The following is a 25,263-nucleotide window of genomic DNA, read 5'->3' as shown; positions in this document are numbered from 1 at the left end:
CGCCTGACTCGACATGACAATGGTTCTGACAACAGTCGACACTCGCACCGTGGGACGGCAGGGCCGAGCACTGGCTTCGCATCGTCGGTAGGTTCGATGCAGCCGACGTTACCGTCGATCCAGACCGTGCTACCGAGCCATGCGTAATCGTTACCGATCGCCGACACCTTCAGGTTCTCCAGCAAAACCATCTACCGCCACACGACTGTCCCGTGTTCGTCGGCGCTCGAGATCGCGGGTGCGACTTCGTCGGGGAGCAGGTCGAGCCAGGGGCGAGTCCGGGGCTGTCGGGGTCGCATCAGCGATTTCCAGACCGTGCGTGGGGCGCGGGCAGGTTCCGTCGCTCCGTGGCGGAGGGCTCTGGATGTGTCGCGGGATCACCGCGGATCCTCACTTGGCGTCTGCGTAGCAGTCCACCACCGCGGTCGTGAAAGGGAACCGCACCGGTGTCGACCCGAAGGCGATCCGGCCGGCGGTCTCGGCCGCGGTCGCGATCGCCGCGGCGACCGTTTCGGCCTCTTCCGCCGGGCAATGCACGATTACCTCGTCGTGCTGAAAGAAGGCCAGTTCGCCGCGCAGCCCCGCGCGGGTCATGGCATGACGCAGACCCGCCAACACCAGTAGCGTCCAGTCGGCTGCGCTACCCTGCACGACGAAGTTTCGGGTGAAGCGGCCACGAGCACGCGCCGCGGGGTTGCTGCCATACCCGCCGGAATACCCCTGCTCCTGATCCGCCTGGTCGGATGATTCGGGGGGCGGCGAACAGGTGCGGCCTAACCAAGTGCGCACCAGGCGGCCCTCCTCACCAGCACTGGCCGCATCGTCGACATACGCCACCGCGGCCGGATAACGGCGACGAAGTTCGGCCATGTGGGTAAGGGCATCCCCGGAGGTCTGGCCGTAAATGGCGCCCAATAGCGCGACTTTGGCTTGTGCGCGATCGCCGTCGAAGGCGCGGATCGCCAGATCCGCGTACAGATCGTCGCCGCGGCCGGCAACCTCCATCAGCCCCGGATCGCGGGAGATCGCGGCAAGCACGCGTGGCTCCATCTGATCGGCGTCGGCGACCACCAGGCGCCAACCCGGGTCCGCGCGGATCGCTTGACGAATCACCTTGGGGATCTGCAGGGCACCGCCACCGTTGGTGGTCCAGCGGCCGGTAATCGTTCCTCCCGGCACGTATTCGGGACGTAAGCGGCCGTCGTGTACCCACTGCTCGAGCCAGGACCAGCCATGGGCGGTGTAGAGGCGGTAGAGCGATTTGTAGGCCAACAGTGGCGCTACCGCAGGGTGATCGATCTCCTGGAGTTCCCATTTTCGAGTGGAGGACAACGAGATCCCGACGCGGGCGAAGGCTCTGATGATGTCGTTGGGTAGGTCGGGCCGGACCCGCACGCCTTCCCCGAAAGCACGCGACACTTCATCGGCCAGTTCCACCATCCGGCGCGGTAACATCCCGCCCGGAATGCGTTCACCCAGCAACACGTCGAGCAACTCCCGGTGGACGTCCGCACGCCAGGGGATCCCGGCCCGAGACATCTCCGTGGCCACCAGCATGCCCGCCGATTCAGCGGCGAGCAGCAGCCGCATCCGCTCCGGACATTCGGTTTCGGCCGTGCGGGCCACCTGTCCCGCGTAGACCTCCAGCAGTGCGGTGAACTCGTCCGTGCCGGGTGGTAGCGGCACCGGGCCCGAATCGAACAGGGACGGTTGGGTCTCGGCGGGCCGTGTGGGCGCGTCCGGCGGGACGGGCAGATTGTGCAATCGCGCCCACGAGGCCGCCAACGAGTGGGCTTGCCCGGACTGACCCTCCTCGTGGCCGATCAGCAGCGCCTCCGCGGCCTCGACGTCGTAACAGCGGTCGACGCGCACACCGGCCGCCAGCAGGTGCCGATAGATCTCGGCGGTCGATCGCCACACCCACCGATCGACCTCGGGACGTGAACGCACTGCCGCGGCGAGCGAGGACTCGTGCAGCACCGGTCCCGCAGGCCGACCGTCCTGATCGAGTGGACACAGCCGGGCGCCACCCTCGCCGGTTTCCGCCACCGCCCATCTCATGTCCACGAGTCTTGCAGCGGACACTGACATCGCTGACACATCCGCCACCAGGTGGCGGTTTCCGGAAGTGCGCTGCTATACCGGAGATCGACTACGCCGGAGATCGACCTCTGTCCCCCGTGCACGGTCTGCCGGATTCGGGATCCGGGTGACCAGTACCCGGTCGTCGATCAGCCCGAGGTCGGCAACAGGCCCAGCGAGCGGGTTCGGTGGTGCTCGCCGCTGTGGGTGTGATCATTCGCCGTGATCGTCTTCGTGGATTCGGAACTCGGGTGAGGTGCCGCTGAAAGGGACGCAGTCGGTGCCGAGCCGCACGGCGTCACCGAAGTACCGGATCCGGTAGCTGCCGGGAGTCGCGTCGGCGGGGATGTGCCAGCCGATGGTGACTCGCGAGCTCTGGGCTGGTCCACGCGACCAGTTGAAGGTGGTCGACCAGTCGCCGTCGTCGGCGATCGTTCGCCAGCGTTCCCCGTCGCGCCGCTGCACCATGAGATAAGTACTGCCACGGTGCAAGTCGTGGTTGGGGTGCGCGCCGACGAATTCGACACTCACCCGCTCTCCGGCGTGATACGCCGGCTCCGGCTCGGTGAGCACGTCGCCGAAGTTCCGTCCCATTGATGGAAAGTCCGGCGGCGGCGTTGTTTTCGACGGTCGCTGCAGTTGCGACAGATCGGGTGCCGCGGCGCCGGACGGCATCGCCTTCTCGTCGCGCATCGCTGTCGCGAGCTGTGCAGCGATCTGCTGCAGAGCCGGCAACTCCCATCGACCGAACAAGGTGCTCGCGCCCTCGTAGTGCTGTGCGTCGTACTCCTCGGGAGTCGTGACGTAATGGACATAGGCGTTGCTGTATCCGGCGATCACGACGTTGGCCAGCTCGGTGCCGAGGATGGCCGCCACCGTGCGCCGCAACCGCAGGCCGGCGGTGATCGTCGCTTCGCCGGGAATGCCGAGTAGATACAGCTCGCCGATCTGGATGAGTTGCACCGGAACGATCTCTTGTACATACGGCCTGAGCCGATTGAGCAGCCCGCCCGGAGCGACGATCGCCTTGGGTGACTGCGCATCCCGCAGTGCCGGCGCGAACCGGTACGCCAACCGCGACAGCAGATCCCAGCCCGGATTACGGCCTTCGCGAAAGGTCTTCCAGTGGGTGGGCCCGTCGAACCCCGCACCGGCGAAGGCGGCCGCCCCTGCGGCAGGTCTGCCGGTGCGGTGCTCGCGCCCATCTCCGGTGAACTCCGCGGACACGGTCACCGCGGACAGGTCGACGTGCACGAAGCGGTGATCGATGCTGCCGGCCATTCGAGGCATGTACCCGGCGGCGAGTTTCGCAGCGGCCTCGTATTGACGCAGGCCGAGGATCCGGGTGTTCTCGAACTCGTCGTCAGTGGGGCCGTGACCGGGCCTGCCGTCGAGGTTGGGCGACATATCACCGGCGTTGGTCTGCGCGAATGCTGCGACGAAGTCGGGATCCGGGTCCGCCAGGTAGTCCACGTCCTCGACCACGCGCTCCCAGTGATAGGCCGCGTATCCCTTGTGGTCGCCGCTGATCAGCGTGTTTCCGTTGGTCATCGACGTGCCGTGCGAGGCGAACCAGTTGATGGCGCCGACCGGTTCGCCCTCGCGATCGATGCGCAGCAGAGTCGTTCGCGGATCGATGGCGTCGGGGAAGAAATCCTTGTCCTCCTGCGGATTACGGTCGAATGCCGCACGCGAGCGATTGACGCTGGCCTCGCGCAGTTCGCCGTGTATCAGACGCAGAGTGGCCGGTGCGAGATCCTCGTGTGCCCGCTCTGCCGCCTCGACGATACCGTCGATGATCGCCGCAAAGGTCTTGGGGCGGAAACCGATCGAGCTGTTGTACAACCGGTGGTGCGAATAACCGCCGGGCCCGCAGTGGGTGTGGGTTGCGGTGATCATCACGTTGGACTCGGTGTAGCTGTCGCCGAAGCGCTGAGCCAGGCGGCGCAGCACTTCCTGGGTGATGCTGGAGAAGATCAGCGGCAGGTCGGTCACGACCAGCAGCACTCGTCGATCGAGGATCGGGTCCGCGAAGACGAAAGCGCGAGCGCGCAACCGGAGGTGTATTCCGGCGGTCTTCTGATCGGCCTTGCCGTAACCGAGCATGCCGACCTCGGCCGCTTCTCCGGTGATGTCGGCAATCGCGCGCCCGACCAGGTGGCGGTCGGTTGAATACTTCGTTTCCGGCATCGACCTCTGTCTTCCGTCCTGTTGAACCGGCCCGCGGCAGCGGTCTGGAATTCTTACACCGACAAACTAGCGAAAGCAAAGTCGGGATTATGTTGTGTGACCCATGATTTCGCTGGTTTCATACGTCGAGAAGGGTGGTTTCGGGGCAAGCGGGGCGAGATCGTCGACCATGAAAGTTCCTACCCGATCCTGATCTGCGGAGCCTCACCGTGCCTGCTGTGTCATCGTCTCCTATCGCCATGCGTTCGCGCCACCTCGACCTGGTCGGCGCCAAGCAGAGCCAGGGTGCGCTGGACGTTCTCGAGTCGGTCCCCGATCGTCCGGTTGTCCGCTGCGGGAGTGCAGCACTGCTGGATCGAAGGCAATCGAGGACCGTCCCGATGTCATCGGCAGACACTGACCGATGAAACGTGGGTTGCCGAAATCGAAACGGAGATCGTTGGACTCGCGGGCTGGCTTCCTCTCGGCGCCTGAGCGGTTCGCTGACGCGATGAGCTCCTGATCAGTCGGCGGTGTATCGGCTCGCGAGAGCGTGGGCGGTGCGGGCCGCGCGGTCCTCCGCCCAGGCTGAGGAGTTCCTGGCGCCGGGCAGCATGTCCTGCCGATGGAACAACGCCAACCCGTGCGCGGCCGTGGCCACTTGGATCAGCAGATCCAGCGCCGACTCCGCCGCACCGGTGATCCGGCTGGTCACCGGCGTGAGGTCGTCGTGCAGAACGCTTCCCGCGCGAGCGAGTTCGGGGTGGCGGGTCTTGTCGAGGCCGGCCAGGAAGGTGATGTCGAACAGGGCGCGCTCCTCGATGGCGAACCGCACATACGCGGCGGCGAACGCGGCCAGCTGGTCGGCCGGGACGGTATGCGCGTCGACCGCGCCGCGGTAGCGGCGCCTTTGCTCCTCGTAGCCCTTCAGTGCCAGCGACGTCAGCAGGGCGTCACGGTCGGCGAAGTGCTTGTAGGGCGCCGCGACGCTCACCCCGGCGCGCCGACATGCCTCGGCGAGGGTGAATCCGTGCGGGCCCTTCTCGTCGACCAGGGCGAGAGCGGCCTGTTCCAGTGCGTTGCGCAGATCTCCGTGGTGGGTGCCGGTGGGCCGGGTCCGGTTGACTCGCACACGTCCAAGGTTAACATTACTAACCAATGGTGAATGGCATTAACCATGGCTGGACACCGCCCCTACAACAGGACTGTCGCATACGGACACTCCAAGCTGGCCAACCTGCTGTTCACCTACGAACTCCAGCGCAGGATGGCGGACGCCGGCCCTCTCGCGGTCGCAGCCCACCCCGGCGGCGCCGACACCACCGGTTCGAAGACAGCGATGTCCCACTCCGCCACGCTCACACGCGCGGCGTTCGCCGTCATCCGGCCGCTGCTCCTGCAGTCACCTGCTCTGGGAGCCTTGCCCGTGCTGCGTGCGGCCACTGACCCGCACGTGCGGGGAGGTCAGCACTACGGGCCGCGCGGATTCCAGCAGAGCAAGCGGTACCCCACAGTCGTCCGCTCCAGCCCGCAATCCCATGACGCCCATCTCCAGCGACGCCTGTGGGCCCGCTCCGAAGAACTGACGGGCATCGACTTTCCCTTATGAGGGACCGACCGTTCGATTCTCGAGCCCTCCCGCCGCCGTCTGCCACAAATACGCGAACAGGCGGTGGTATCTCCTGCGGCGGCTTGGGTGCCGACGCCGGCGGTTACTCGGATTGCTACGCCCGATTACATCGGTGGATCGCGGCTGAAGCAGGTGCGAACTCGGCTCCGACTACGCGTAGTCCAGTTCGTTGCCGCTCCTGTCGGCGTTTCGCCCAATCGTCATCTTGCGCTACGGAAGTTCGATCTGGTCAGGCTCGGGCAGCGCGTCTGGGCGTTCGTCTGTATACCAGGCATATTCGATTCCGCTGAGCCAGCCGTTCTCGACCCATAACATGATCTCGCCGATCGGTGATCCGTCGCGAGCGGTGACCGCTCCGCTGGCGAAGATCCCGTCTCGCGAACCGGATGCGTGCACCGCACCGGGCCGCACGGCCAGATCGACGCTGGGTGAGCCGATGCCCCAGGTTGCAATGACCTGGCAATACGGCACCTGTGCCAGGTATTCGGCGGTGCCGGCGGCGCCCGAGGACAGCAGCTTGGTGACGACGCCGACTTCTAGGTAGGTCAGCGTCCGCGGCTGAATCGGCCTGCTACTCATCGGTCTCCTCGCTTTTCGCGCTATTCATCATGGAATGTATGTGGCGATGAACCAGTTGCGGCAGGCGCGCCGTAGCGGATTTCGACGGCCCGGCCGCGTCGGGCGTCGGCGAACTCGACGAAGCGCGAATTCTTGGTGCGGATGAGCAGCCGATTCTATTGCGGGACAGCGTGAAAACACCGCCACTCATCGCTGCTGGTCGGATCCGACGGCCCGACACGGGGTCCGGAGATCGCGTCGTCTCGGCGACTGGGATTGCTTCTCAGCGCCACGTTTCGAGACACCCGGCCGGGACCTGTAGTCCCGAGCGCTCAGTTGTGGGCGAGAAGCGTTGTCAGCGCGACGTGTAGGGCCGTGCCGGTCAGGACGCTGAGTACGGCGTTGCGTCGCCACAGGTGCAACGCCAGGGTGACGGCGAGAGCGGGACCGGTGACGGTCAGTTGAGCGGGCGTGATGGCGCGCAGAGTGTATGCGGCGAGGATCACCATGACGCCGACGGGCATGTGCCGGCTCAGGTAGTCGACAGTGGTGCTCGTCCGCAGCGGGGCCAGGACGGCGAACGGGAGTGCGCGGAGCGACCAGGTGATCGAGGCACAGAGGGCGACGGCAGAGAGCAGGTAGCTGGTGTCAGGCACGGGAGTGGTCTTTCGTGGTGAGCGCTCGACGGATCAACAGTGCGGCGGTGAACAGGCCCAGGGCGGTCGGCAGCAGTTGTCCCGGCAGCAGGATCCGGGCCACCAGCGCGCAGACCAGCGCTGTGACCGGGACGGGTATGTCGCGGTCGGCGCGGTAACCATCGATGGCGAGCACGACGAACAGTGCGGTCAGAGCGAAGTCGAGTCCCTCGAGTCGTACTGGTAGCAGAGCCGCGGCGCTGCCGCCGACGGTGGCGCCGGCGACCCAGTAGCCCTGACACAGGAGTTGTAGCCACAGGATGCGTCTACCGCTCCATTCCCGCGCGGACGCACTGGTGGTCAGTGCGTAGGCCTCATCGGTCAGCACGAAGGTCGCATATGCCTTGGCCCACCGGCCGCGGATCCGGTGCAGCGGAAAGGACAGCGAGTAGAAGACGTGGCGGAAATTGACCAGAAACGCGGTCAAGGCCACCTGGGCCAGTGGTGTGGTCGCGGTGACGAGCCCGATCAGGAGGAATTCCAGGGATCCGGCGTAGACGACACCGGCGAAGGCAGGTGCCCACCACCAGGCCAGATGTGAATGAACGACCAGTACACCCAGGGTCGAACCGAGGAGGAACAACGCGAGTCCGACCGAGCTGGAGTCGGCCAGCGCCGCCCGCAGATCCGGCCGCGACCGTTCGTGACGTGGTGGGCCCGCGATCCCGGAATGCGCCGTCCCTGTCGAACTGTTCATCTGATTATTTTATGTGGGTAGGGGCGTAATATGGTTTCCGAAAATTCCGCAGAACCGCGAGTATTGGAAAGAAATGCTGCTGGATTCGGTCGATCAAGATATTTTGTTACAACTTCGCCGGGACGGGCGGCTGACGAATGTCGAGCTGGCCAAGCGCGTGGGCCTCACGCCGCCACCCTGCCTTCGCCGGGTGAAGCGGCTCGAGGACGCCGGGATCATCAGTGGCTACCGGGCGCGTATCGATCCGGCGGCGTCGGGCCGGGCGTTCGAGGTCATCGTGGCGGTGGAGATCAGCATCAATGATCTGCAGACGGTCGAAGAATTCGAGAACGCGATCGCCTCCTACGACGAGGTCGTGGAATTCCATCGTCTCTTCGGCCGTCCCGACTACTTCGTCCGTGTCGCGGTGGCCGACCGCGAGGTCTTCGAAACCTTCTTGACCAGCAAGCTCATGGGTTTGCGGGCGGTCGCGCGAGTGGATTCCCACCTGATCATGAAGAAGATCAAAACCGACGACTGAACCGATCCGATCCGGTCACTGCGGCACCGGGCATGCGGGCGCCGTTGGGTCGTGGGCCCGGTGGCGTGCCGATATTACGAACCGTAGCCTCGATCTGGCTACGTCCGCGCCTGGACCTGGAGCACCGACCACCAAGTCGACGCGCTCGGCCCGACCGGCGCGTGCCGGCCACGCCGACGCGGTCCTGCGACCGGGCCCCGCTGTGACAGGACGAGGCGTGCACGCATTTTTCGGCTCCGACATCGCGATCCGCGGTCGCTGTGCAGCACGCAACCGGTGACGTCCGTCTCTGCGGGACAGTCGTATTCGCCACGATTCTGTCCGGCCGTGGTTGCGGAGATCCTGCTCGCGGCGGTTCGGCGAGCGACGCGGAATTCGGTCAACCCACTACGAGAGGGAGGCGGCGAGCAGGCTGAAGGCCCCTCGCGTCGTCGTTCCAGGTGGGTGTCGGTGGGTATCGGTAGCGTCGGGTGCTGTGGACACTGGGGAACGAATCCAAGAGCTCGCGGACCGCATTGTGGCGCTGCGCGATGCCTACTACCAGGGCTCGCCGTTGGTCGCGGATGCCGAGTACGACGCAATCGAGGACGAGTTACGTTGCCTGATCGAGAAACATCCCGACCTCACGCCCGACCCGAATCCGCTGGAGCAGGTCGGCGCGCCAGCGGTACTGCACTCCCCGATTCGGCACTCGCGTCCGATGCTGTCGCTCGAGAAGGCGACCAAGCCGGAGCAGGTCGCGGCATTCTTCAACCGCTTTCCCGGCCAGTCTGTCGTGGTGATGCCGAAGCTCGACGGCCTGTCCCTGGCCTTGGTCTTCGAGGACAGGCGGCTGGTACGTGCCGTGACCCGGGGTGATGGCACCACCGGTGACGACGTGACCGTGCTGGTCCGCGCATTGGTCGATGGCGTCCCTGAGCGAATTGACGTCCCTGGGCGGGTGGAGGTGCGCGGCGAGGCGGTGATGCTGCGCTCGACCTTCCTCGCCTACAACACGGCGCATCCGGACAAGCCGCTGATCAATCCGCGCAACGCCGCGGCGGGCACGCTACGGGCGAAGGACCCGGACACAGTCTCCGAGCGTCGCTTGCAGTTCTTCGGCTTCGACTTGGATGCCTCTGCCGACGGCGCCGCAGTCGACCTGGGGCAGGGGCTGCGCGCACTGGGCGTGGCGTGTGCCCAGATGCGGCTCTGCGCCGACGCCGAGCAGGCGCAGGCGGCGATCACCGCGATCGAGCAGGGCCGCAACGAACTGGACTACGACCTCGACGGCGCGGTGCTGCGGCTGGCCGACCGCGATGCGTACGCGGCGGCCGGGACTCGGTCGAACTCCCCGCGTGGCGCGCTGGCGTTCAAGTTCGCCGCCGAGGAGAAGACCACATTGTTGGCCGAGGTGGTCTGGGATGTCGGCAAGACGGGCAAGATCGTCCCGGTCGCGTGGCTGGAACCGGTGTTCGTGGGCGGCACGACGGTCACGAAGGCTACGCTGGCCAACCAAGAGGTGATCCGCGCCCGCGACATCAAGGTCGGTGACACGGTACTGGTGCGCCGCGCGGGCGACGTGATCCCGTTCGTGGCAGGCGTACTCGACGCCGCCAAGCGCACGGGCGAGGAACGCGAGATCGTGCCGCCCACCGCCTGCCCTTCGTGCGAGCAGTCGGTGACCGAGCAGGGCAACAGCCGGGAACTGTTCTGCACCAACGTCTCATGCCCCGCACAGACGGTGCGCAGGCTCATCCACTGGGCGTCGCGGGCAGCGGCGGACATCGACGCCATCGGGCAGGTGTGGATCGAACGCCTGGCCGAGGCGGGCATCCTGGAGCGCCCTTCGGACTTCTACACCCTGACCAAGGAGCGCCTGCTCGAGTTCGACCGCATCGGTGAGGTCTCGGCCGCGCGCATGATCGACTCGATCGATGCCAGCCGGCAGGTCGGCCTGCGCCGTGCGCTGATCGGTCTGGCGATCCCGATGGCCTCCGACGGCACCGCCGCGCGCCTGGCCCGAGCGGGATTCGGCTCCCTGGAGGAAGTCGCCGACGCGAGCGAGGAACGGCTCGTGTCGGTGGAGGATATCGGACCGAAGGTCGCCGCCTCCCTGGTCACGCACCTGGATCGGCTGCGTCCGGAACTGGAGCGGCTGCGAGCGCGAGGCGTCTGTCTGGACGTGCTCGAGGAGGACCTCCCCCCGGTCATCGCGGTCGGCGCACCCCTGAAAGGCAAGACGGTGGTGATCACCGGCGCTATCAGCGACCCGCGCTCCGGCGAGAAGGTCGCCCGCCCAACGTTCCAACGCCTGTGTGAGAAGGCGGGCGCGACGGCGGCGTCCTCGGTCTCAGCGAGCACCGACCTGCTGATCACCGGCGCGGGAGTCGGTGCGAGCAAACTGACCAAGGCGGAGAAGCTCGGTGTCGAAGTCATCGACCAAGGCGAGATCTGGACCCTGCTGATCGCCGCTGAGGTCATCTAGACCGGCAAACCCGGCCGCACCGACGGGAACGCGTCGTCATGCTGCGATCCCGCGGGCAACCAATGGTTCGGGTTGCGAGCCTGCGGTTGCACGGCAAGGAACACGACATCGAATGGGTTCGCGGCCACGCTGACGCCGGCCCGGTCACCGTACCCCGTCACCTGGTGAACCCGGCCGGACCTGCACTGCGACCGACGAGGCTGTCACCGACCCGGTCTGCGCTTCTGGCGGTCTTGTGCGGCTCTCCGATCCAACCAGGCACGTGCCGCCGGTCGATCGCACTACCCTCCCCTTGCGGTCGATCCGCCACGGCAATACTGTTCTGATACAGGAGATGTCGTAACTGAGACAACTTCTTGCCTCTGACGCTGCGCTGTTCATTGGAGTTCCCGGCATTGACCAAGGCCCTACCGTCGCCCGAAACCCGCACTGCTGGCTGTCCGTACTCCACGCCCGGTGGGACCGGTGCCCCGCCTCGCGTTGCTCTGTACTCCGAGGAGTATGCCGCCGATCCGCATCGTGTCTTCGCCCGGATGCGCAGTCGGAACGAAACTCTCGTGCCGGTGGAGCTGGCCCCTAATGTCCCAGCCACTTTGGTGATCGGATACCACACCGCGATTCGGGTTTTCAATGACCCCGAACGCTTTTCGGCCGACGCGCGCTCGTGGGAGAAAACCGTTCCTGCCGACCATCCGCTCATGCCGATGATGGGCTGGCGACCCAATGTGATGCGCAGCACCGGACCGGAACATGCCCGATACCGGCAGGCGATCACGGCCGCTCTCGATGGGGTCGATCTGTTCTCCATGCACCAGAATGTCGAAGCGGTTGCCGCCCCTCTGATCAACAACTTCTGCATGGACGGCGAAGCCGAACTCATCAGCCAGTACGCCTTCCCGCTGACCTTCCACATGCTCAACGCCATGCTTGGTTGCCCGCCGGATCTCGGGCAGCAGATCGCCGCCGGCATGGCCGCCATGTTCGAAGGCGGCGCCGCAGCCACCGAAGCGGACGCCAGGATCAATGAAGCACTCTTGGAGCTGGTCGCACTCAAGCGAGCCGAACCCGGCCGCGACATCACCTCTCGTCTACTGGCTCACCCGGCGCAGCTCCAGGACTCGGAGATGGTGCACCAGTTGGCCGTGCTCTACGGGGCGGGGATAGAGCCGCTGACCAACCTGACGGTCAACACCCTGCTACTCATGATCACCGACCCGCGGTTCACCGGCACAACGTCACTCGGCGCGACTCCTACGACCCGCGACGCACTCAACGAACTGCTGTACACCGATCCGCCGATGGCGAATTACTGTCTCAGTTACCCAAGGCAGCCGATCATGCTCGACGGAGTGTGGTTGCCCGCCGATCAGCCGGTCATCATCAGCATGTCGGCCTGCAACAACGATCCGGCGATCCACTCGGGCGAGTACACCGACAACAACGCGCATCTGGCATGGGGCGCCGGCCAGCATGCCTGCCCCGCCAGGTCGATTGCCTATATGGTTGCCCAGAACGCGATCGATCAGTTGCTCGACGCGCTCCCCGAAATGCGGCTCGCCTGTCAGGTCGAGCAACTGCATTGGCGGCCAGGACCTTTCCATCGCGCGCTCTCAGCGATGCCGGTGATGTTTCCCCCATCGCCACCACTCGGCCCGTGACGTCGCTCTCATCTAGCCACATGCGGCTGCCCCGAGGCCTTTTCACAATATCGCAAGTACGCTGCGTTGCGGAGCCACCGCATGAATATGCCGCAATTCCGTACCGAATATTGTTGCGCTCGAGCAAATTTCGAGAATCATCGGGAATATCGTAAAAACGGGCCGCACCGTAGCTGGGGGTATTCTAGAATCCTTTGCAGCGCTACCGATTCCAGTACCGTAAGACCGCTTCGAATCCGCTATCCCACTGACCGCCTGCCGAATCCCCCGGTTCGGCAGCGCATCGGCAGCACTGTTGGTTGTTGACGTCGTCGACTCGCCGGTGACATCTGGCAGCGAGCAGGCCTTGCCGCATCGCACTGAGGAGGATGCCGTGGCTCAACCCATTTTCCTGGATATCAGGCCAGGCAAGGAACGCATTCTAACCCGCGCATTTGAACTCGCGCAAGAGGATCCAGCTTTGGCTGAGCGCTTGATGCGCGTGCAGGCAGAAGCCCGAGGAATTCGCACGGTGGAGGTCTGGGTTACCGACGCGTGCAATCTGCGGTGCAAGGGGTGCTGGTTCTTCGAACATGAAATGGACCAGCAGAGCACCGAGATTCGTGATCTGGGGTCGATCCGCGCGTTCGCCGAACAGCTACGCGATTCCGGAATCACCAGCACACTGCTGATCGGCGGTGAACCAGCACTGGTCTTGGATCGCATCCGCGTGTTCGCGAAGACGATTCGCAATGTCACCGTGGTGACGAACGGGACGCGGCCGATACCCTACGACGGACTGGAAGATCTCGCCATCGCGGTGTCCTTGTGGGGCGGCGGACCGGTTGACGACGAGTTGCGTGGTTACCGACCCAACGGTCGGCGGATCAGCGGGTTGTTCGACTCGGCGCTTCGTACCTATGCCGATGACCCGCGGGCCATCTGGGTCTATACGCTCAGTGAGGCAGGGATGCCATACCTCGAACGAACAGTGGAGGCCATCGCCAACAATGGCAACCAGATCAACTTCGGTTACTACAGCGACTACGGTACCGATCCCGCAGCGCGGATACGCAATGAAGAACGGGTGCTCCAGGAAATGAACCGGATGCGCGAGACCTATCCGGATACCGTTGTCGGGCACCCCTATTACTTCCGCACCTTGGTCACCGGCCGTACCCATTGGGGTACCTTCGGCGCCGAGACCTGCCCCAGCATCAGCAACGATCACCCGGCACATGCCCAGCGCCTGACCGAGGGGCATCCGATCGTCGGCCGCTTCAACGCCTATCGATCCGACCAAAGTGTTCAGTATTGCGCCACCACCGGAGACTGCGACAACTGCCGGGACAGTCAGGCGGTATGGAGCTGGCTGCTTGTCAATATGCATCGGTTCCTGGGTGATCTCGACCAGCTACAGACCTGGGTGACTTTGGCCGAGAACTTCTACCGCCAGTACTACTGGTCCAGCTACCACCCCGCCCGACAGGCGCCCGCCGAACCGGCGGTCGGAGCATAGTGTCAGGTGCCAATCGATAATGGCAACAATGTCTCTGGAGAAGGCTCGGCTCTTCTCGGATGTCCTTCGTGGTGACCCGGGCGCCAGGATCCTCTGGGCCCGGCCCGGGGCGGATCGGCATCGGCAATACGAGAAGGTCCGAGCCCGGGGCGCCCTGGCCACGAGTCGCCGCGGCCTGCTGTTCACCGCCTCCCACGCTCTGAGCCACCAGGTTCTCACCAGCAGCGACTTCGGCCCGACGCCCATCGGCGCCTCCAGCCGCCGGAAGACGAGCGGAGACCTCACGTTCGTGCATCCGGTCGACGACTCGTTTCTGAAGCTGGAACCACCCCGGCACACGGAGTTGCGGTCCCTGGTCGCTCCCACATTCCACCGGCGTGAACTTGCCGACCTCGGGCCCCGGATCGAAAAGAGTGTCGAGCACTGCCTGAACGAGCTTCCGCGCGGTCGGGTCACCGATCTGATCACCAACTATGCCGAAGCCGTTCCCTTGGCGATGATCTCCCGTATTCTCGGCCTACCGGACACGGAGGCCCTGCGTTTCGCCGCGTGGGGAAACGCGCTCGCCTCGTTGCTGGACGGCGCCAGAACATCGCAGGAACGTCAGCGTTCCCATGCGCTCGTCACCGAGATGACAGCGTATTTCAGGGATCGTCTCAACCACGTCGACCCGCGGAGCGCCGGGCTCATTGCCGTTTTGGCGCAGCAATGTCCGGCCCGCCTGACCCTGCGCGACGCCATCGCCACCTGCAGCATGCTTCTGGTCGGCGGTTTCGGCACCACCACACACCTCATCGGAAATGCCCTGCACACGCTGCTGCGGCAGCCTAACCTCCGGCCGACCGACGGCGACTATGCGCCGGTGATCGAGGAATCTTTGCGTTACGATACCCCCGTCCAGTATGTCGTCCGGGTCGCCAAGACCGACACCTGGCTGGCCGGTCGGGCCATCGCGGCTGGAACGCCGATCGTGCTGCTTCTTGCCGCCGCGAATCGCGATCCGGAAATCTTCACCGACCCACACGTATTCGATCCGCAACGCCGAGAACTTCGTCGCCACCTCACTTTCGGCGCCGGGATCCATTTCTGTATCGGCGCTGCGCTGGCCCGTGCGGAAGCTGCTGTCGCCGTTCAGCGCTTCATCGAAAGGTATCCGAACGTCCAGATCGCGGGACAGCCCGCTCCCCTGCGTTCCCGCGCGCTCCACGGATTGCGCCGACTTCCCGTCGTCCTCGAAGCCTGATGCGCACGCCTGCACGACGTCCTCGATCAGCCGACGGTTCGAGGCCGCCAACTGTGCGGGTCCGAAACCCGAACCGGCACGCTACCCGACAGTTCAGTTGTTCGGATACGGCATCAACGCGCGCCGAGGCAGGGACTTCTCGATCCATTGCGCCGCACCGGCGCGCGGCCACACTGATCTGACCGTCGGTTCGATTGCGCGGGCGCGCTCGTGGTCGGGAAGATTGATTCAATGCTCCGTAGGCCGCCACCGCGAGCGCAATCAGGACGACGCGGGCTCGGAGTGGGTGCAGATGATCTACATCTACCCCCGCGGTGCGGCCACCGAGTGGTTCGCCAGCCGCGGTTGGACCGATGAGCGCGCTTCGTCAATGACTGCATCCGCGACCTCGGCCGCACTCCGCCGCCGAGCAGTCATTGACAACCAGGTCACTGTAATGCGGCCCTGAGCTGGTATCCGTCCGGCTGTTCAGGGCAGCGGACCGTGCGATTATCCGGGTTTCGCAGACCGCACATGACCGTCTTGACGAGCACCCGGAGCGATCGCGGAACGGTGTCGGTTGTGCGACGGATCGGTGGAGATGCTGCTCGTTGGCATCTCGGCCGGCGCGTGGCTGCCACATGCTGGCGGAGAGAGGTCGGCCCGACATCCAGCGAAGGGAGGAACGCGGTGGCATTGGGACGTCGTCGGCTGCTGGTCGGCTTCGCCGGTGCGAGTGGCCTCGCCCTGGCCGGATGCGGGCTGCGAAAGCCCGCGCCCCCCGAACCCGCCACACTTCGATTCGATCCTCCGCCCGGCACCCGCGACGTCGATGCGCGCACCCCTGGTGCGGTCACGGTCAGCGGCGGGACGCTGCGGTCGGTCGAATGGATCGATGAAACCGGTCGACGGCTGCCAGGCGCATCGGCACCCGATCATCGAACCTGGACCAGCACCGAACCACTCGGCTATGGACACACCTACACCGCGAAAGCCGTGGCACACGGCGAAACCGGCGACGTGACCGCCACGACGACCTGCACCACGGTCCAACCACGACAGCTGGTCGACGTCTCCTTGCGTTCCGCCAATCTCGTCGACCTGGCCGAAAGCGACACCTATGGAGTGGGTTTCGTACTCGTGGCCCATTTCGACGAGGCCGTCGACCGGGCAGCTGTGGAACGCCACCTGAAAGTCACCACGCAGCCCGCCGTCACCGGCGCCTGGTACTGGCTCGACGACCAAAACGCACACTGGCGACCCGAGCACTATCACGCACCCGGGACCAGAATCACGATCGCGGCCGAGCTTTTCGGCGTCGCGCTCGGCGAGGGCCGCTACGGCCTGCGTGACCAACGGGTCTCGGTGACCATCGGGCGCGCGCACGTCGCGATCGCCGACGACAACACGAAACAGATCGAGGTCTTCGACAACGGAAACCTGGTGCGCACCATGCCCACATCAATGGGCATGGGTGGCACCGAGGTCGTCGGTGGCAGAGTCATGTCGTTCTGGACCCGCCCCGGCATCTACACCGTGCTGGACCGAAAAGACCCGGTGATCATGGACTCCGCCAGCTACGGCTTGCCCGTCGACTCCGGGCTCGGCTACCGCACAAGCATCAACCACGCGGTCCGCATCAGCCACGACGGAATCTTCGTGCACGAACTGGCGTCGAGCATGTGGGCCCAGGGCAACACCAACGTCTCACACGGCTGCCTGAACATCTCCCCCGACGATGCCGGATGGTTCTACGACTTCGTCATCCCGGGCGACGTCGTCGAGGTCCGCAACACCGGCGGCGACCCCCTCGATATCTGGCAGAACGGCGATTGGAGCATCCCCTGGTCCGATTGGCTTCGCGGCGCGCACACGTGACACGGTGACTCGAACAAGTAGGTCACCGATTCCATTTCGCTGCCCAGACCAGCACGAAGGGCTGTCATGACCGATTACCCGTTCCGTTTCGGCGTCAGTCTGTTCACCGTGAACTCTCGATCTGCCTGGCGTGATCGTGTACGCAAGGTAGCGGACTTGGGGTACGACGTACTGCAGGTATCCGATCACCTGGGCATGCCGTCGCCGTTCCCGGCGCTGGTGGCCGCGGCCGACGTGACAAGCATGCGGCTGGGTACCTATGTGCTCAATGCGGGCATCGTCAGCCCCGCGTATCTGGCCCGGGACGTCGCCGACGTGCACCGTCTCACGGACGGCCGCCTGGAACTGGGCCTCGGTACGGGATATGTCCCGGCCGAGTTCGAAGCCGCGGGCCTGCCGTTCGGCACCGGAGGCGAACGCGTGCGGAAGCTGGAGGCGACGCTGGCCGCGACGCGCGGCCTGCTGGCCGCGGAGGCCGACCAACCGCTGCCGCCGATCATGCTGTCGGGGTCCGGCGACCGCATGCTACGTGTGGGCGCCCGCGAGGCTGACATCTTCAGTTTCTCGATCATGGCGGGGGTGACGGCGGGCGTGGCCCCGGAGGAAGCGTTCGCCCGCCGTGTTCGAGTCCTGCGTGCGGCCGCGGGCGACCGCTCTGACGATATCGAACTGAACTTGTTCGTCGCCGCGGTGGGCGAGAGCGTGGACAAGCTCGACCTCACGATCATCCGCCAGGCCAGCGGTCTCGACGACGCCCAGCTCGGTCAGTTGCCCGGCGTGCTGGTCGGCTCTGCGCGTGAGATCGCGGACCGGCTGCGGCGGTATCGCGAGGAACACGGCATCAGCTATGTCAGCGTCCTGGAGCCGGACATGACTGCGTTCGCTGAGGTCATCAAGCAGCTGCGGTGACGTTCCCCGTTTGCAGAACGGCACGGAAGTCGCGGATCGCCCTACCCGGCGACGGAACCGCCAGCACGGGCCGTCGGCGACCGCCTGCCCCAGGCCTCGCGACCCGACTCGATCAGCTGGATGTGGTTGCGAAGACGCCACCATCGCCGAATACGAGCCGTCCGAAGTTCGCGCCGATACGGCGGTGAGCCGCGGGATCGGGGTGCACCTCGTCGGGCAGCGGGAATTCGGCGTAGTCCTGCTCGCCGTACAGGTCACGGCCGTCGAGGTAGTGCAGATTCGGGTCGTCGGCCGACCGCTGTGCGACAATCCGGGCGAGTTCGTCACGGATGACGGTGAGCGTCAGACGCCCGGCGGCGCGTTCGGCCGGATCGCCCGTGGCCTTGAATCGCACTGTGCCGCCATCGAAGTCGGGCATGAGAGGGCCCGGGGTGTCCTCCTGGACCGGGCACAGAATGGGCGACACGACCAGCAGCGGCGCGGTCGGGTGCCCCTCGCGGATGGTGTCGAGGAATCCATGTACCGCCGGGCTGAAGGCACGTAGGCGCATCACGTCGCTATTGACGACATTGAGGCCGATCTTCAGGCTGATCAGGTCCGCGGGGGTGTCCCGCATCGCGCGGGATGTGAACGGGTCGAGTAGCGCGCTGCCGCCGAATCCCATGTTGACCAGATCTACTCCGCCCTGGGCTGCGGCGAGAGCGGGCCAGATGGCGGTCGGGTGTGCTGCATTCGAGCCGTGGCTGATGGAACTGCCGTGGTGCAGCCACACCCTGCGCCCGCTGTCCGGCGCCGGCTCGACGGGTGCGTCGGTGCGTAGCGCGATCAGCTCGGTGATCTCGGTATGCGGCAGCCAGATCTCGACGTCCTTGTCATATGCGGGTAGATCGGTGAACCGGGCAGTGCCGATGGGCCCCTCCGACAGTTCGGAGGACTGGGTGACCATGTCGGTGATCGTGCGCACATTACCGCCGGAAACCGTGGTCTGGGACACGAGTCGGCCATCGACCAGTAGGTCGTACACGCCGTCCGCCGGGGCCGGGAGACCTCGGTAGGCCCGCTTGGTAGGCAGCGTGTCCAGCTCGATGGTTCTGGACCGGGTGCGAAACGCCAGGCGCACGCCGGAGGGCTGGGCCTCGGCCATGGCCAGTTGGTTTTCCGGGATCTGCCGGCGAGCCCGAGCGGGCAGCCGATGCGGCAGTAGACCGTGTGCGGTCGCTTCCACATCGAGGTGACCGCGCAGGATGTCCTCGGTGACAGGTGTGGTGTGCCAGTCGTGGTCGGTATTCATTGCTTCAGCCTTTCGCCGGTAACGGCTTCGGACGGACGGCGAGCCGCGACAGCCACATGCCGCCGATATTCGAGACGTCACCAAGCCCATAAAGCACAAGAGCGGCAACGGTGTTCGGATTGTCGGTAAGAGCGGGCGGCCTGCCGTCGGACCCTAAGAGTGGTGTGCTGACCAGTTGGCGAGCGTCAAATCCAGGGATTCGAGGATCCGCGACCAACTCTCCTCGGCGTCGGGGGCGCTGTGACTGAAGGCTCCACTCAGTTCCAGATCGGTGTAACCATGGAAGACGCTTCCTAGTAGCCGAACCGCATGCGTCTGATCCGGTTCGGTGATGTCATAGCCTCGGAGGATTGCCCGCATCATGTTCGTGTGCCGGGGGCCCGCGCTCGCGGCCGCCACCTCCGGGGCAAGCTGCATCCGAGCGGCGGCGTACCGTCCCGGGTGCTGCCTGGCATAGTTTCGATAGACGTTCGCGAAGGCGGTCAACGCGTCCTGCCCCGCGCGGCCGGCCACGGCGTCGGTGGCCCGATCGGCCATTTCGGCCAAGGCGAGCAGCGCGATCTTGGTTCTGAGGTCCTGGGAACTCTTCAGGTGGGAGTACACGCTCGCAACCTTGACGTCGAACCGCCGAGCAACCTCGGAGAGAGTCACCTGTTCGAAGCCGACTTCGTCTGCCAGTTCCGCACCTGCCTGCGTCAGTCGTTCGGGGGTCAATCCGATACGTGCCATGTCCTCAGCATCATCCTGAAGGGGTCACTCTTCTGCCTATAGGTTATAGGCAGATAATGGTGACTATATCGTACACGCCTACAAGGCTTAAACGGTCTGGCCGGTGCAATGTCTTTCGGCCACGTACGACGCATCGGGTCGAGGCCCGCGACGAGTGCACGATGCTCCGCGACTACTCGCTCGAGCGCGCCGATACCACCGACAACGACCCTGGTCGGGTCGGCGACCCTATCCTGTTGCGGTGGTGGCGCGGTCGATCATGGCGCGGAGCTCATGGGCGGCAACATTCGCGCCGAATGCCTCGGCGCCCGGTTGCAGTCGGATGCCGTCGGCGAGTGGTCCGGCGATGACGGGGTCGAATCCGAGTTCATCGACGAATGCGGTGATGGCGGCGACGTCGTCGGGGTCGTTACCTGCGATCGCGATGGCCTTACGGCCGGGTTCGCCGGCTGGCCGGGCCTCGTCTTCGAGGTCGTGGTACCCCATGTGGTTGAACGCCTTGACCACGTGCGCGGTGGGCAGGAACTGCTGGACGATCTCGCTGGTCGAGGTACGCGGGTCGGTCAGGTCATCGCGGATGCCGTCGATCTCCCACCAGTAGTTCATGGCGTCGATGACGAGTTTTCCGTCCAGTTGCTCGGCGGGGATCGTGCGGTACTTCCCCAGCGGCAGGGCGAGGATCACCACGTCGGATCGACGCGCTGCCTCGGCGGGCCAGACCGCGGTCGCGCCGGGAACGAGCACGTCGATCGTGAGGGCGATCTTCGCGGGATCCCCCGAGCCTGCGATGAGGACCCGGTGGCCGACGGAAACGGCGAGACGAGCCAGGACGGTGCCGACCTTCCCGGCGCCGAGGATGCCGACGGTGCGCGCGGTGGGTGTCATCGAGATACCCCCGACGTGACCGGACGCTCGGCGAGCATTTCGCGGACCAGGGGTAGGACCTTCGTGCCATAGAGCTCGACGGCGCGGAGCCGGGAGCTGGCGGAGAGGGTGCCACCGGCGGAGTAGATGAGGTCGAACCGGCCCACTCCCAAGGTCTGGATGGCGCGGGTCATCTTGCGGGCCACGGTTTCGGGTGAGCCGACATAGAGGGAGCCGTACGCTACGTCGGCGTCGAACTCCTCCCGGCGTAGCGGCGGCCAGCCGCGCAGGGCACCGATACGGTCACGGATCTCCTTGTAGCCGGGGTAGAAGAGGGCCACGGCTTCGGCGTCGGTGTCGGCGATGAAGCCGGGTGAGTGCATTCCGACCGGGTAGGCGGGGGTGCCCAGTTGTTCGGTGGCGCGCCGGTAGAGATCCACGTAGGGCGCGAAGCGATCGGGTCTGCCACCGATGATGGCCAGCATGAGCCGGAAGCCATAGTGGGCGGTGCGGACGACCGATTGGGGTGATCCACCTACTCCGATCCACGTGGTGAGTCGACCGGAGTCGGTCTTGGGGAACACGTCAGCTTGGTTCAGGGCTGCGCGGGTAGTGCCTTCCCAGGTGACAGGCTTCTCGTCGAGGAGCTTCGCGAACAGGTCGATCTTCTCCTCGAAAAGGATTTCGTAATCGCTGAGGTCATATCCGAACAAGGGGAAGGACTCGGTGAACGAGCCGCGGCCGAGGATCACCTCGGCGCGTCCGTTGGAGAGGGCATCGACGGTGGCGAATCGCTGGAAGACCCGCACCGGGTCGTCGGAACTGAGAACGGTGACCCCGGAGGCGAGCCGGATGCGGGAGGTTGTGGTCGCTATCCCGGCCAGCACGGTCTCGGGGGTGGAGATCGCGAACTCGGGACGGTGGTGCTCGCCCAAAGCGATCACGTCGATCCCGATCTCGTCGGCCAGGACAGCCTCGTCGACGACGGCGCGGATGGCTCGGCCATAGGAGGCGACGTTGCCCTGGTCGTCTCGGGGCAGATCGCCGAAGGTGTCGATGCCGAATTCGATGGTGTCCATGGTGGTCTCCTCCATGCTCTGCGTCCGGTCGTCGGTCCGTGGGCGGCTCATGTCGTTACCCGGTCGGCGGCGAGCAGCTCGTGCACGCGCGGGGCAACCTCGCTGCCGAGCAGCTCGATGCTGCGGGCGCGGGCCCGGCGGGGCAGGTGCAGAATGTCGTACTTCAAGTCGAAACGGCTCAGGTGGAGGTCGCGGGCCATGGTCGCGATCTTGCGGGCCACGGTCTCCGGCGAGCCGACGAACAACGCGCCTTCGTCCAGCTCCCGCTCGTAACGGTCCCGGGTGGCGGCGTAGAACCCCCGTTCGCGGGCGAGCTGCTCCACCAGGGGTTTCCAGTACAGCCACCACAGCTCACGTGCTTCCTCGTCGGTGTCGGCGACGAGCCCGAGCGAGTGCTGACCGATCGGTTGTCTGGAATGCCCGAACTGCTGCAGGGCCCGCAGGTACAGGTCCACATTGCCGGCGAAGCGCTGTGGGCGTCCGCCGATGATCGCCATCATCAGCGGGAGCCCGTAGCGAGCGGCCCGGATTACCGAAGGGGGGCTGCCGCCGACGCCGATCCAGGTGGGGATGCCGCCCTCGGGCATCCGCGGATGCAACCGCTGGTCGACCAGTGGGGGCCGGAAAGCGCCCGACCAGGTGACCCGCTCCTCACGCTGCAAGCGTATGAACAGATCGAGCCGCTCCTCGAACAACTGCTCATAATCGGCCAGGTCATAGCCGAAAAGAGGGAACGAGTCCGTCGCCGACGCCCGACCGAGCACGATTTCCGCCCTGCCGTTCGAGACGGCGTCGACCGTGGAGAACGACTGGTACAGCCGCACCGGATCATTCGTGCTCAACACCGTCACCGAGGTGCCCAGTGTGATTCGCTCGGTCGACGCGGCGATCGCCGCCAGCAGCACCGGGGTTGCCGAGTCGGTGTGGCCCTCGCGGTAGTGCTCGCCCACGCTGTAGGCATCCAAACCCACCGATTCGGCCAACTGGGCCTCCTCGATTTGCAAGCGGATGGTGTCCGCGTCGGAGAGTGTGCGTCCCCCGTCCGTGGCCACTTCGCCGAACGAGTCCAGGCCGATCTCGAATTCCTTTGTGCGTAACACCATTTCAGTCAAAACCTTCCCGCGGACTGGCGCTTGATTCTTCGGTACCGTTCACTTCCACTGCTTCGGATCCCGCTAGTGGCTCGGATCAGAACGAGTACGGCCCGAAGCGTCCCCACGCGATCACCGCGGCGAGCGCGAACAGCACCAGGCTGGGGGCGATCTGCGCGTATTCGTTTCGGCGTGCGTGAGTCAGGGCGGCGCCGAGCATGGTGAGCGCGATGCCGACCGCGGCGATCGGGGTGAGTACCGGTGCGATGTCGGTGACTGCGGGCAGTATCAGTCCGAGGCCGCCCAGGACTTCCACGCCGCCGATCGTCTTGACTTGCCCGTCGGTAAAGCCCTCCACCCAGGGCATCTTCGGGGCGAGCTTCTCGCGTGGCTGGCCCAGTTTCCCAGCGCCGGCGGCCAGCATGGCCACAGTTACGACACCTTGCAGGATCCAGAGGAAGACGTTCACGGACGGGACTCCTATTTCGTTGTTCGGCGGGGTGGTGAGCGGGTGCTCGATCGAACACGAGCGTAAACGGACTTTACCCCGCTTATATTCCGCCGGTAAGTTGGAGCTTATGGAACCGGCTGCGCTCCCCCTGGCCCCACCGCGTCCAGAACGCGGTGACGCCGCCCGCAATCGCCGGCATCTGTTGGCGATGGCGCGGTTGATGATCGCCGAGGTCGGCGTCGAGAAGGTCACCATGGACGGCCTGGCCGAACGGGCCGGACTCGGCAAAGGCACAGTTTTCCGTCGCTTCGGGACCAGGGCGGGGATCTTCCACGCATTGCTGGATGAGGACGAGACGGCATTCCAGCAGTCGGTGCTGTCGGGACCGCCGCCGTTGGGTCCGGGTGCGGCCCCGGTTGCGCGGCTGATCGCATTCGGTCGCGCCCGCATCGATTTTCTGTTCGACCACGCCGCGATCGCCCGGGCGTCTCTCGACACCAACCAGCCCATCCCCGTCGGAGTGGGCACCATCTCCCAATTCCATATCCGCATGCTGCTGAATCAGACACACGTCGACGTCCTCGACACCGACGTGCTCGCCGTTCAGCTCGCCGCGGCACTGGAGGGACCGATCCTGCTTTATCTACGGACGCCGACGGCGGCTGACGCCGACCATATGCGTTGGCGACTGGCCGACGGATGGCAAATACTGATCGAACGAACCTGCACACCACTCGTGCTGGATGCCGGCTGACCCGCGCCGTTCCTGCCAGATTCCGCGCGAAACCGAGCGGCGCGCGACCGGTCAGCACAATCCACGCCGAGAACAGTGTGTGATCCGGTCCAGGACGCGCGGGGCGATCTGCGGGCGAGCATCAGTGTTCGACGCCGGCTCATGCTGGGCAACACGGGTCTGATCAAGCATGCCAGCAGTTGTGTGCAGTCGGCGTTGGCGCTCAGAAGTTGTTCGCCGATGCCGGAGCACCTGAGGGGGTATACACCAACTTCTTCGTCTTCCGGTGCAAAGATTGCATTGTCGGACACCCCAAGATCAAGGGTGTTTCCCTCACCGGGAGTGAGAGCGCCGGGGCAAGTGTCGGAGAGCGAGCCGGTAAGCACATCAGAAGTCGGTGCTCGAACTCGGTGGCAGCGCGCTACGAAGACAATAGGACGTTTCATTCCGGTGTGATAACCAAGACTCTCAACGCTCCGAGACAACGAATTTCGGCACCGACGAAGGACGGATGATGGCATTCCAAGACACAATCGCTCGACTGCGTCAGGACATTGCGACGGCCTCCGCCGCCGGCGACCAACCGGAAGTCGCCCGGCTTCAGGCCGAACTAACAGCCGCACTGAAAAACGCGAACTCCCACACCGAGACGGTGCACGACGCCGACAGCCCACAGGCGAACGCGGACGCCTCGGCTACGACGGAAGATCAAGCCTCGAATATGGACTACGAGGGCGACACCCCCAATTAGGCCTTGTCCCGATCAAGCCTTTGCCGCCGTTCTGCTCGCCATGTCTACGCCGCCGATGCCGAGATCGCGCGCCACGACCCAGTTTCGACGATTTCGCGCCGCTGGGGGCGATGTCCACTCACCGGAACCACAGCCCTGATGCCGCGAGGCGACGCCAACCCAACCGGGGTCGTTTTCTGGAGAATGCGCACCTGTACTGGTTGCGGAAGATCCGTGCCAGACGCCGGGGGCCTACCAGATGAAGATTCGCGCCGAGAGACATGACTACGAGGACCGCGTCGGTAGGTGACG

Annotated in this window: 23 protein-coding genes and 1 pseudogene; 11 read left to right on the top strand and 13 right to left on the bottom strand. The window is 65.4% G+C overall.

The window, feature by feature from the left end:
* Nucleotides 1-390: 390 nt before the first annotated feature.
* The 3 genes from AB0B25_RS21970 to AB0B25_RS21960 form a co-directional block, all read right to left on the bottom strand.
* Nucleotides 391-2,061, bottom strand: coding sequence for a bifunctional 3'-5' exonuclease/DNA polymerase (locus AB0B25_RS21970; protein ID WP_357182461.1), 1,671 nt, complete (start codon nt 2,059-2,061; stop codon nt 391-393).
* A gap of 234 nt (nt 2,062-2,295) precedes the next feature.
* Nucleotides 2,296-4,272: a neutral/alkaline ceramidase gene (locus tag AB0B25_RS21965; protein WP_357182458.1), complete on the bottom strand. Its 1,977-nt coding sequence runs from the start codon at nt 4,270-4,272 to the stop codon at nt 2,296-2,298.
* A gap of 502 nt (nt 4,273-4,774) precedes the next feature.
* Complete coding sequence (locus tag AB0B25_RS21960) at nt 4,775-5,383, bottom strand: TetR/AcrR family transcriptional regulator (protein ID WP_357182455.1); 609 nt, start codon at nt 5,381-5,383, stop codon at nt 4,775-4,777.
* 57 nt (nt 5,384-5,440) lie between these two features.
* On the opposite strand from AB0B25_RS21960, the pseudogene AB0B25_RS21955 reads away from it, so the two are divergent.
* Nucleotides 5,441-5,860 (top strand): annotated as a pseudogene (locus AB0B25_RS21955) (short-chain dehydrogenase); the annotation flags it as partial.
* A gap of 231 nt (nt 5,861-6,091) precedes the next feature.
* Here the strand turns inward: AB0B25_RS21955 and AB0B25_RS21950 are convergent.
* The 3 genes from AB0B25_RS21950 to AB0B25_RS21940 all read right to left on the bottom strand — a co-directional run bounded on the left by AB0B25_RS21950 (nt 6,092) and on the right by AB0B25_RS21940 (nt 7,831).
* Nucleotides 6,092-6,460, bottom strand: coding sequence for a hypothetical protein (locus AB0B25_RS21950; RefSeq protein ID WP_357182452.1), 369 nt, complete (start codon nt 6,458-6,460; stop codon nt 6,092-6,094).
* Nucleotides 6,461-6,771: 311 nt separating this feature from the next.
* On the bottom strand, nt 6,772-7,095 hold the full coding sequence (locus tag AB0B25_RS21945; RefSeq protein WP_357182450.1) for an AzlD domain-containing protein: 324 nt from the start codon (nt 7,093-7,095) through the stop codon (nt 6,772-6,774).
* The gene (locus AB0B25_RS21940) at nt 7,088-7,831 is read right to left on the bottom strand and encodes an AzlC family ABC transporter permease (RefSeq protein ID WP_357182447.1); all 744 of its coding nucleotides are present in this window, start codon (nt 7,829-7,831) and stop codon (nt 7,088-7,090) included. The genes AB0B25_RS21945 and AB0B25_RS21940 overlap by 8 nt, the downstream gene beginning before the upstream one ends.
* A gap of 79 nt (nt 7,832-7,910) precedes the next feature.
* On the opposite strand from AB0B25_RS21940, the gene AB0B25_RS21935 reads away from it, so the two are divergent.
* Nucleotides 7,911-8,351: an Lrp/AsnC family transcriptional regulator gene (locus tag AB0B25_RS21935; protein ID WP_357182554.1), complete on the top strand. Its 441-nt coding sequence runs from the start codon at nt 7,911-7,913 to the stop codon at nt 8,349-8,351.
* A 475-nt stretch (nt 8,352-8,826) separates the two neighbouring features.
* On the top strand, nt 8,827-10,818 hold the full coding sequence (ligA, locus tag AB0B25_RS21930; protein ID WP_357182444.1) for an NAD-dependent DNA ligase LigA: 1,992 nt from the start codon (nt 8,827-8,829) through the stop codon (nt 10,816-10,818).
* Here the strand turns inward: ligA and AB0B25_RS21925 are convergent.
* Nucleotides 10,815-10,979, bottom strand: coding sequence for a hypothetical protein (locus AB0B25_RS21925; protein ID WP_357182441.1), 165 nt, complete (start codon nt 10,977-10,979; stop codon nt 10,815-10,817). The two genes, ligA and AB0B25_RS21925, sit on opposite strands and share 4 nt — an antisense overlap.
* 372 nt (nt 10,980-11,351) lie before the next feature.
* Here AB0B25_RS21925 and AB0B25_RS21920 point away from each other — a divergent pair, with 372 nt between their 5' ends.
* From AB0B25_RS21920 to AB0B25_RS21900, 5 genes are all read left to right on the top strand, one after another.
* A complete protein-coding gene (locus tag AB0B25_RS21920) occupies nt 11,352-12,476 on the top strand; it encodes a cytochrome P450 (protein WP_357182438.1) in 1,125 nt (374 codons plus the stop codon).
* Between the two features lie 373 nt (nt 12,477-12,849).
* On the top strand, nt 12,850-13,974 hold the full coding sequence (locus AB0B25_RS21915; protein ID WP_357182435.1) for a radical SAM protein: 1,125 nt from the start codon (nt 12,850-12,852) through the stop codon (nt 13,972-13,974).
* A gap of 19 nt (nt 13,975-13,993) precedes the next feature.
* On the top strand, nt 13,994-15,217 hold the full coding sequence (locus AB0B25_RS21910) for a cytochrome P450 (protein WP_357182432.1): 1,224 nt from the start codon (nt 13,994-13,996) through the stop codon (nt 15,215-15,217).
* A gap of 669 nt (nt 15,218-15,886) precedes the next feature.
* Nucleotides 15,887-17,074, top strand: coding sequence for an Ig-like domain-containing protein (locus tag AB0B25_RS21905; RefSeq protein WP_357182429.1), 1,188 nt, complete (start codon nt 15,887-15,889; stop codon nt 17,072-17,074).
* Between the two features lie 66 nt (nt 17,075-17,140).
* Nucleotides 17,141-17,983 carry a TIGR03621 family F420-dependent LLM class oxidoreductase gene (locus AB0B25_RS21900; RefSeq protein WP_357182426.1) on the top strand — a complete coding sequence of 281 codons (843 nt, stop codon included), beginning with the start codon at nt 17,141-17,143 and terminating at the stop codon, nt 17,981-17,983.
* Between the two features lie 112 nt (nt 17,984-18,095).
* Here AB0B25_RS21900 and AB0B25_RS21895 read toward each other — a convergent pair whose 3' ends face one another.
* The 6 genes from AB0B25_RS21895 to AB0B25_RS21870 form a co-directional block, all read right to left on the bottom strand.
* Complete coding sequence (locus AB0B25_RS21895; RefSeq protein ID WP_357182424.1) at nt 18,096-19,274, bottom strand: GDSL-type esterase/lipase family protein; 1,179 nt, start codon at nt 19,272-19,274, stop codon at nt 18,096-18,098.
* 153 nt (nt 19,275-19,427) lie between these two features.
* Nucleotides 19,428-20,003 (bottom strand): WHG domain-containing protein, encoded by a 576-nt coding sequence (locus AB0B25_RS21890; RefSeq protein WP_357182422.1) that lies wholly within the window; start codon nt 20,001-20,003, stop codon nt 19,428-19,430.
* 228 nt (nt 20,004-20,231) lie between these two features.
* Nucleotides 20,232-20,888 carry an NAD(P)-binding domain-containing protein gene (locus AB0B25_RS21885; protein ID WP_357182420.1) on the bottom strand — a complete coding sequence of 219 codons (657 nt, stop codon included), beginning with the start codon at nt 20,886-20,888 and terminating at the stop codon, nt 20,232-20,234.
* Nucleotides 20,885-21,997, bottom strand: coding sequence for an LLM class flavin-dependent oxidoreductase (locus AB0B25_RS21880; protein WP_357182417.1), 1,113 nt, complete (start codon nt 21,995-21,997; stop codon nt 20,885-20,887). Before AB0B25_RS21880 ends, AB0B25_RS21885 begins: the two co-directional genes overlap by 4 nt.
* Complete coding sequence (locus AB0B25_RS21875; protein ID WP_357182415.1) at nt 21,994-23,049, bottom strand: LLM class flavin-dependent oxidoreductase; 1,056 nt, start codon at nt 23,047-23,049, stop codon at nt 21,994-21,996. The genes AB0B25_RS21880 and AB0B25_RS21875 overlap by 4 nt, the downstream gene beginning before the upstream one ends.
* Nucleotides 23,050-23,134: 85 nt before the next feature.
* Complete coding sequence (locus tag AB0B25_RS21870; RefSeq protein WP_357182412.1) at nt 23,135-23,506, bottom strand: DoxX family protein; 372 nt, start codon at nt 23,504-23,506, stop codon at nt 23,135-23,137.
* A gap of 109 nt (nt 23,507-23,615) precedes the next feature.
* Between AB0B25_RS21870 and AB0B25_RS21865 the strand changes: the two genes are divergently transcribed.
* From AB0B25_RS21865 to AB0B25_RS21855, 3 genes are all read left to right on the top strand, one after another.
* Entirely contained in the window at nt 23,616-24,242 is a 627-nt protein-coding gene (locus AB0B25_RS21865) for a helix-turn-helix domain-containing protein (RefSeq protein WP_357182410.1), read from the top strand.
* Nucleotides 24,243-24,421: 179 nt separating this feature from the next.
* The gene (locus AB0B25_RS21860; RefSeq protein WP_357182408.1) at nt 24,422-24,736 is read left to right on the top strand and encodes an aldehyde dehydrogenase family protein; all 315 of its coding nucleotides are present in this window, start codon (nt 24,422-24,424) and stop codon (nt 24,734-24,736) included.
* Nucleotides 24,736-24,972, top strand: a complete 237-nt coding sequence (locus AB0B25_RS21855) for a hypothetical protein (RefSeq protein WP_357182406.1) — start codon at nt 24,736-24,738, stop codon at nt 24,970-24,972. The genes AB0B25_RS21860 and AB0B25_RS21855 overlap by 1 nt, the downstream gene beginning before the upstream one ends.
* Nucleotides 24,973-25,263 lie beyond the last annotated feature (291 nt).

It is taken from the genome of Nocardia sp. NPDC049190, assembly GCF_040648115.1.
Taxonomy (GTDB): Bacteria; Actinomycetota; Actinomycetes; order Mycobacteriales; family Mycobacteriaceae; genus Nocardia.
This window is presented reverse-complemented; position numbering and strand designations above follow the sequence as displayed.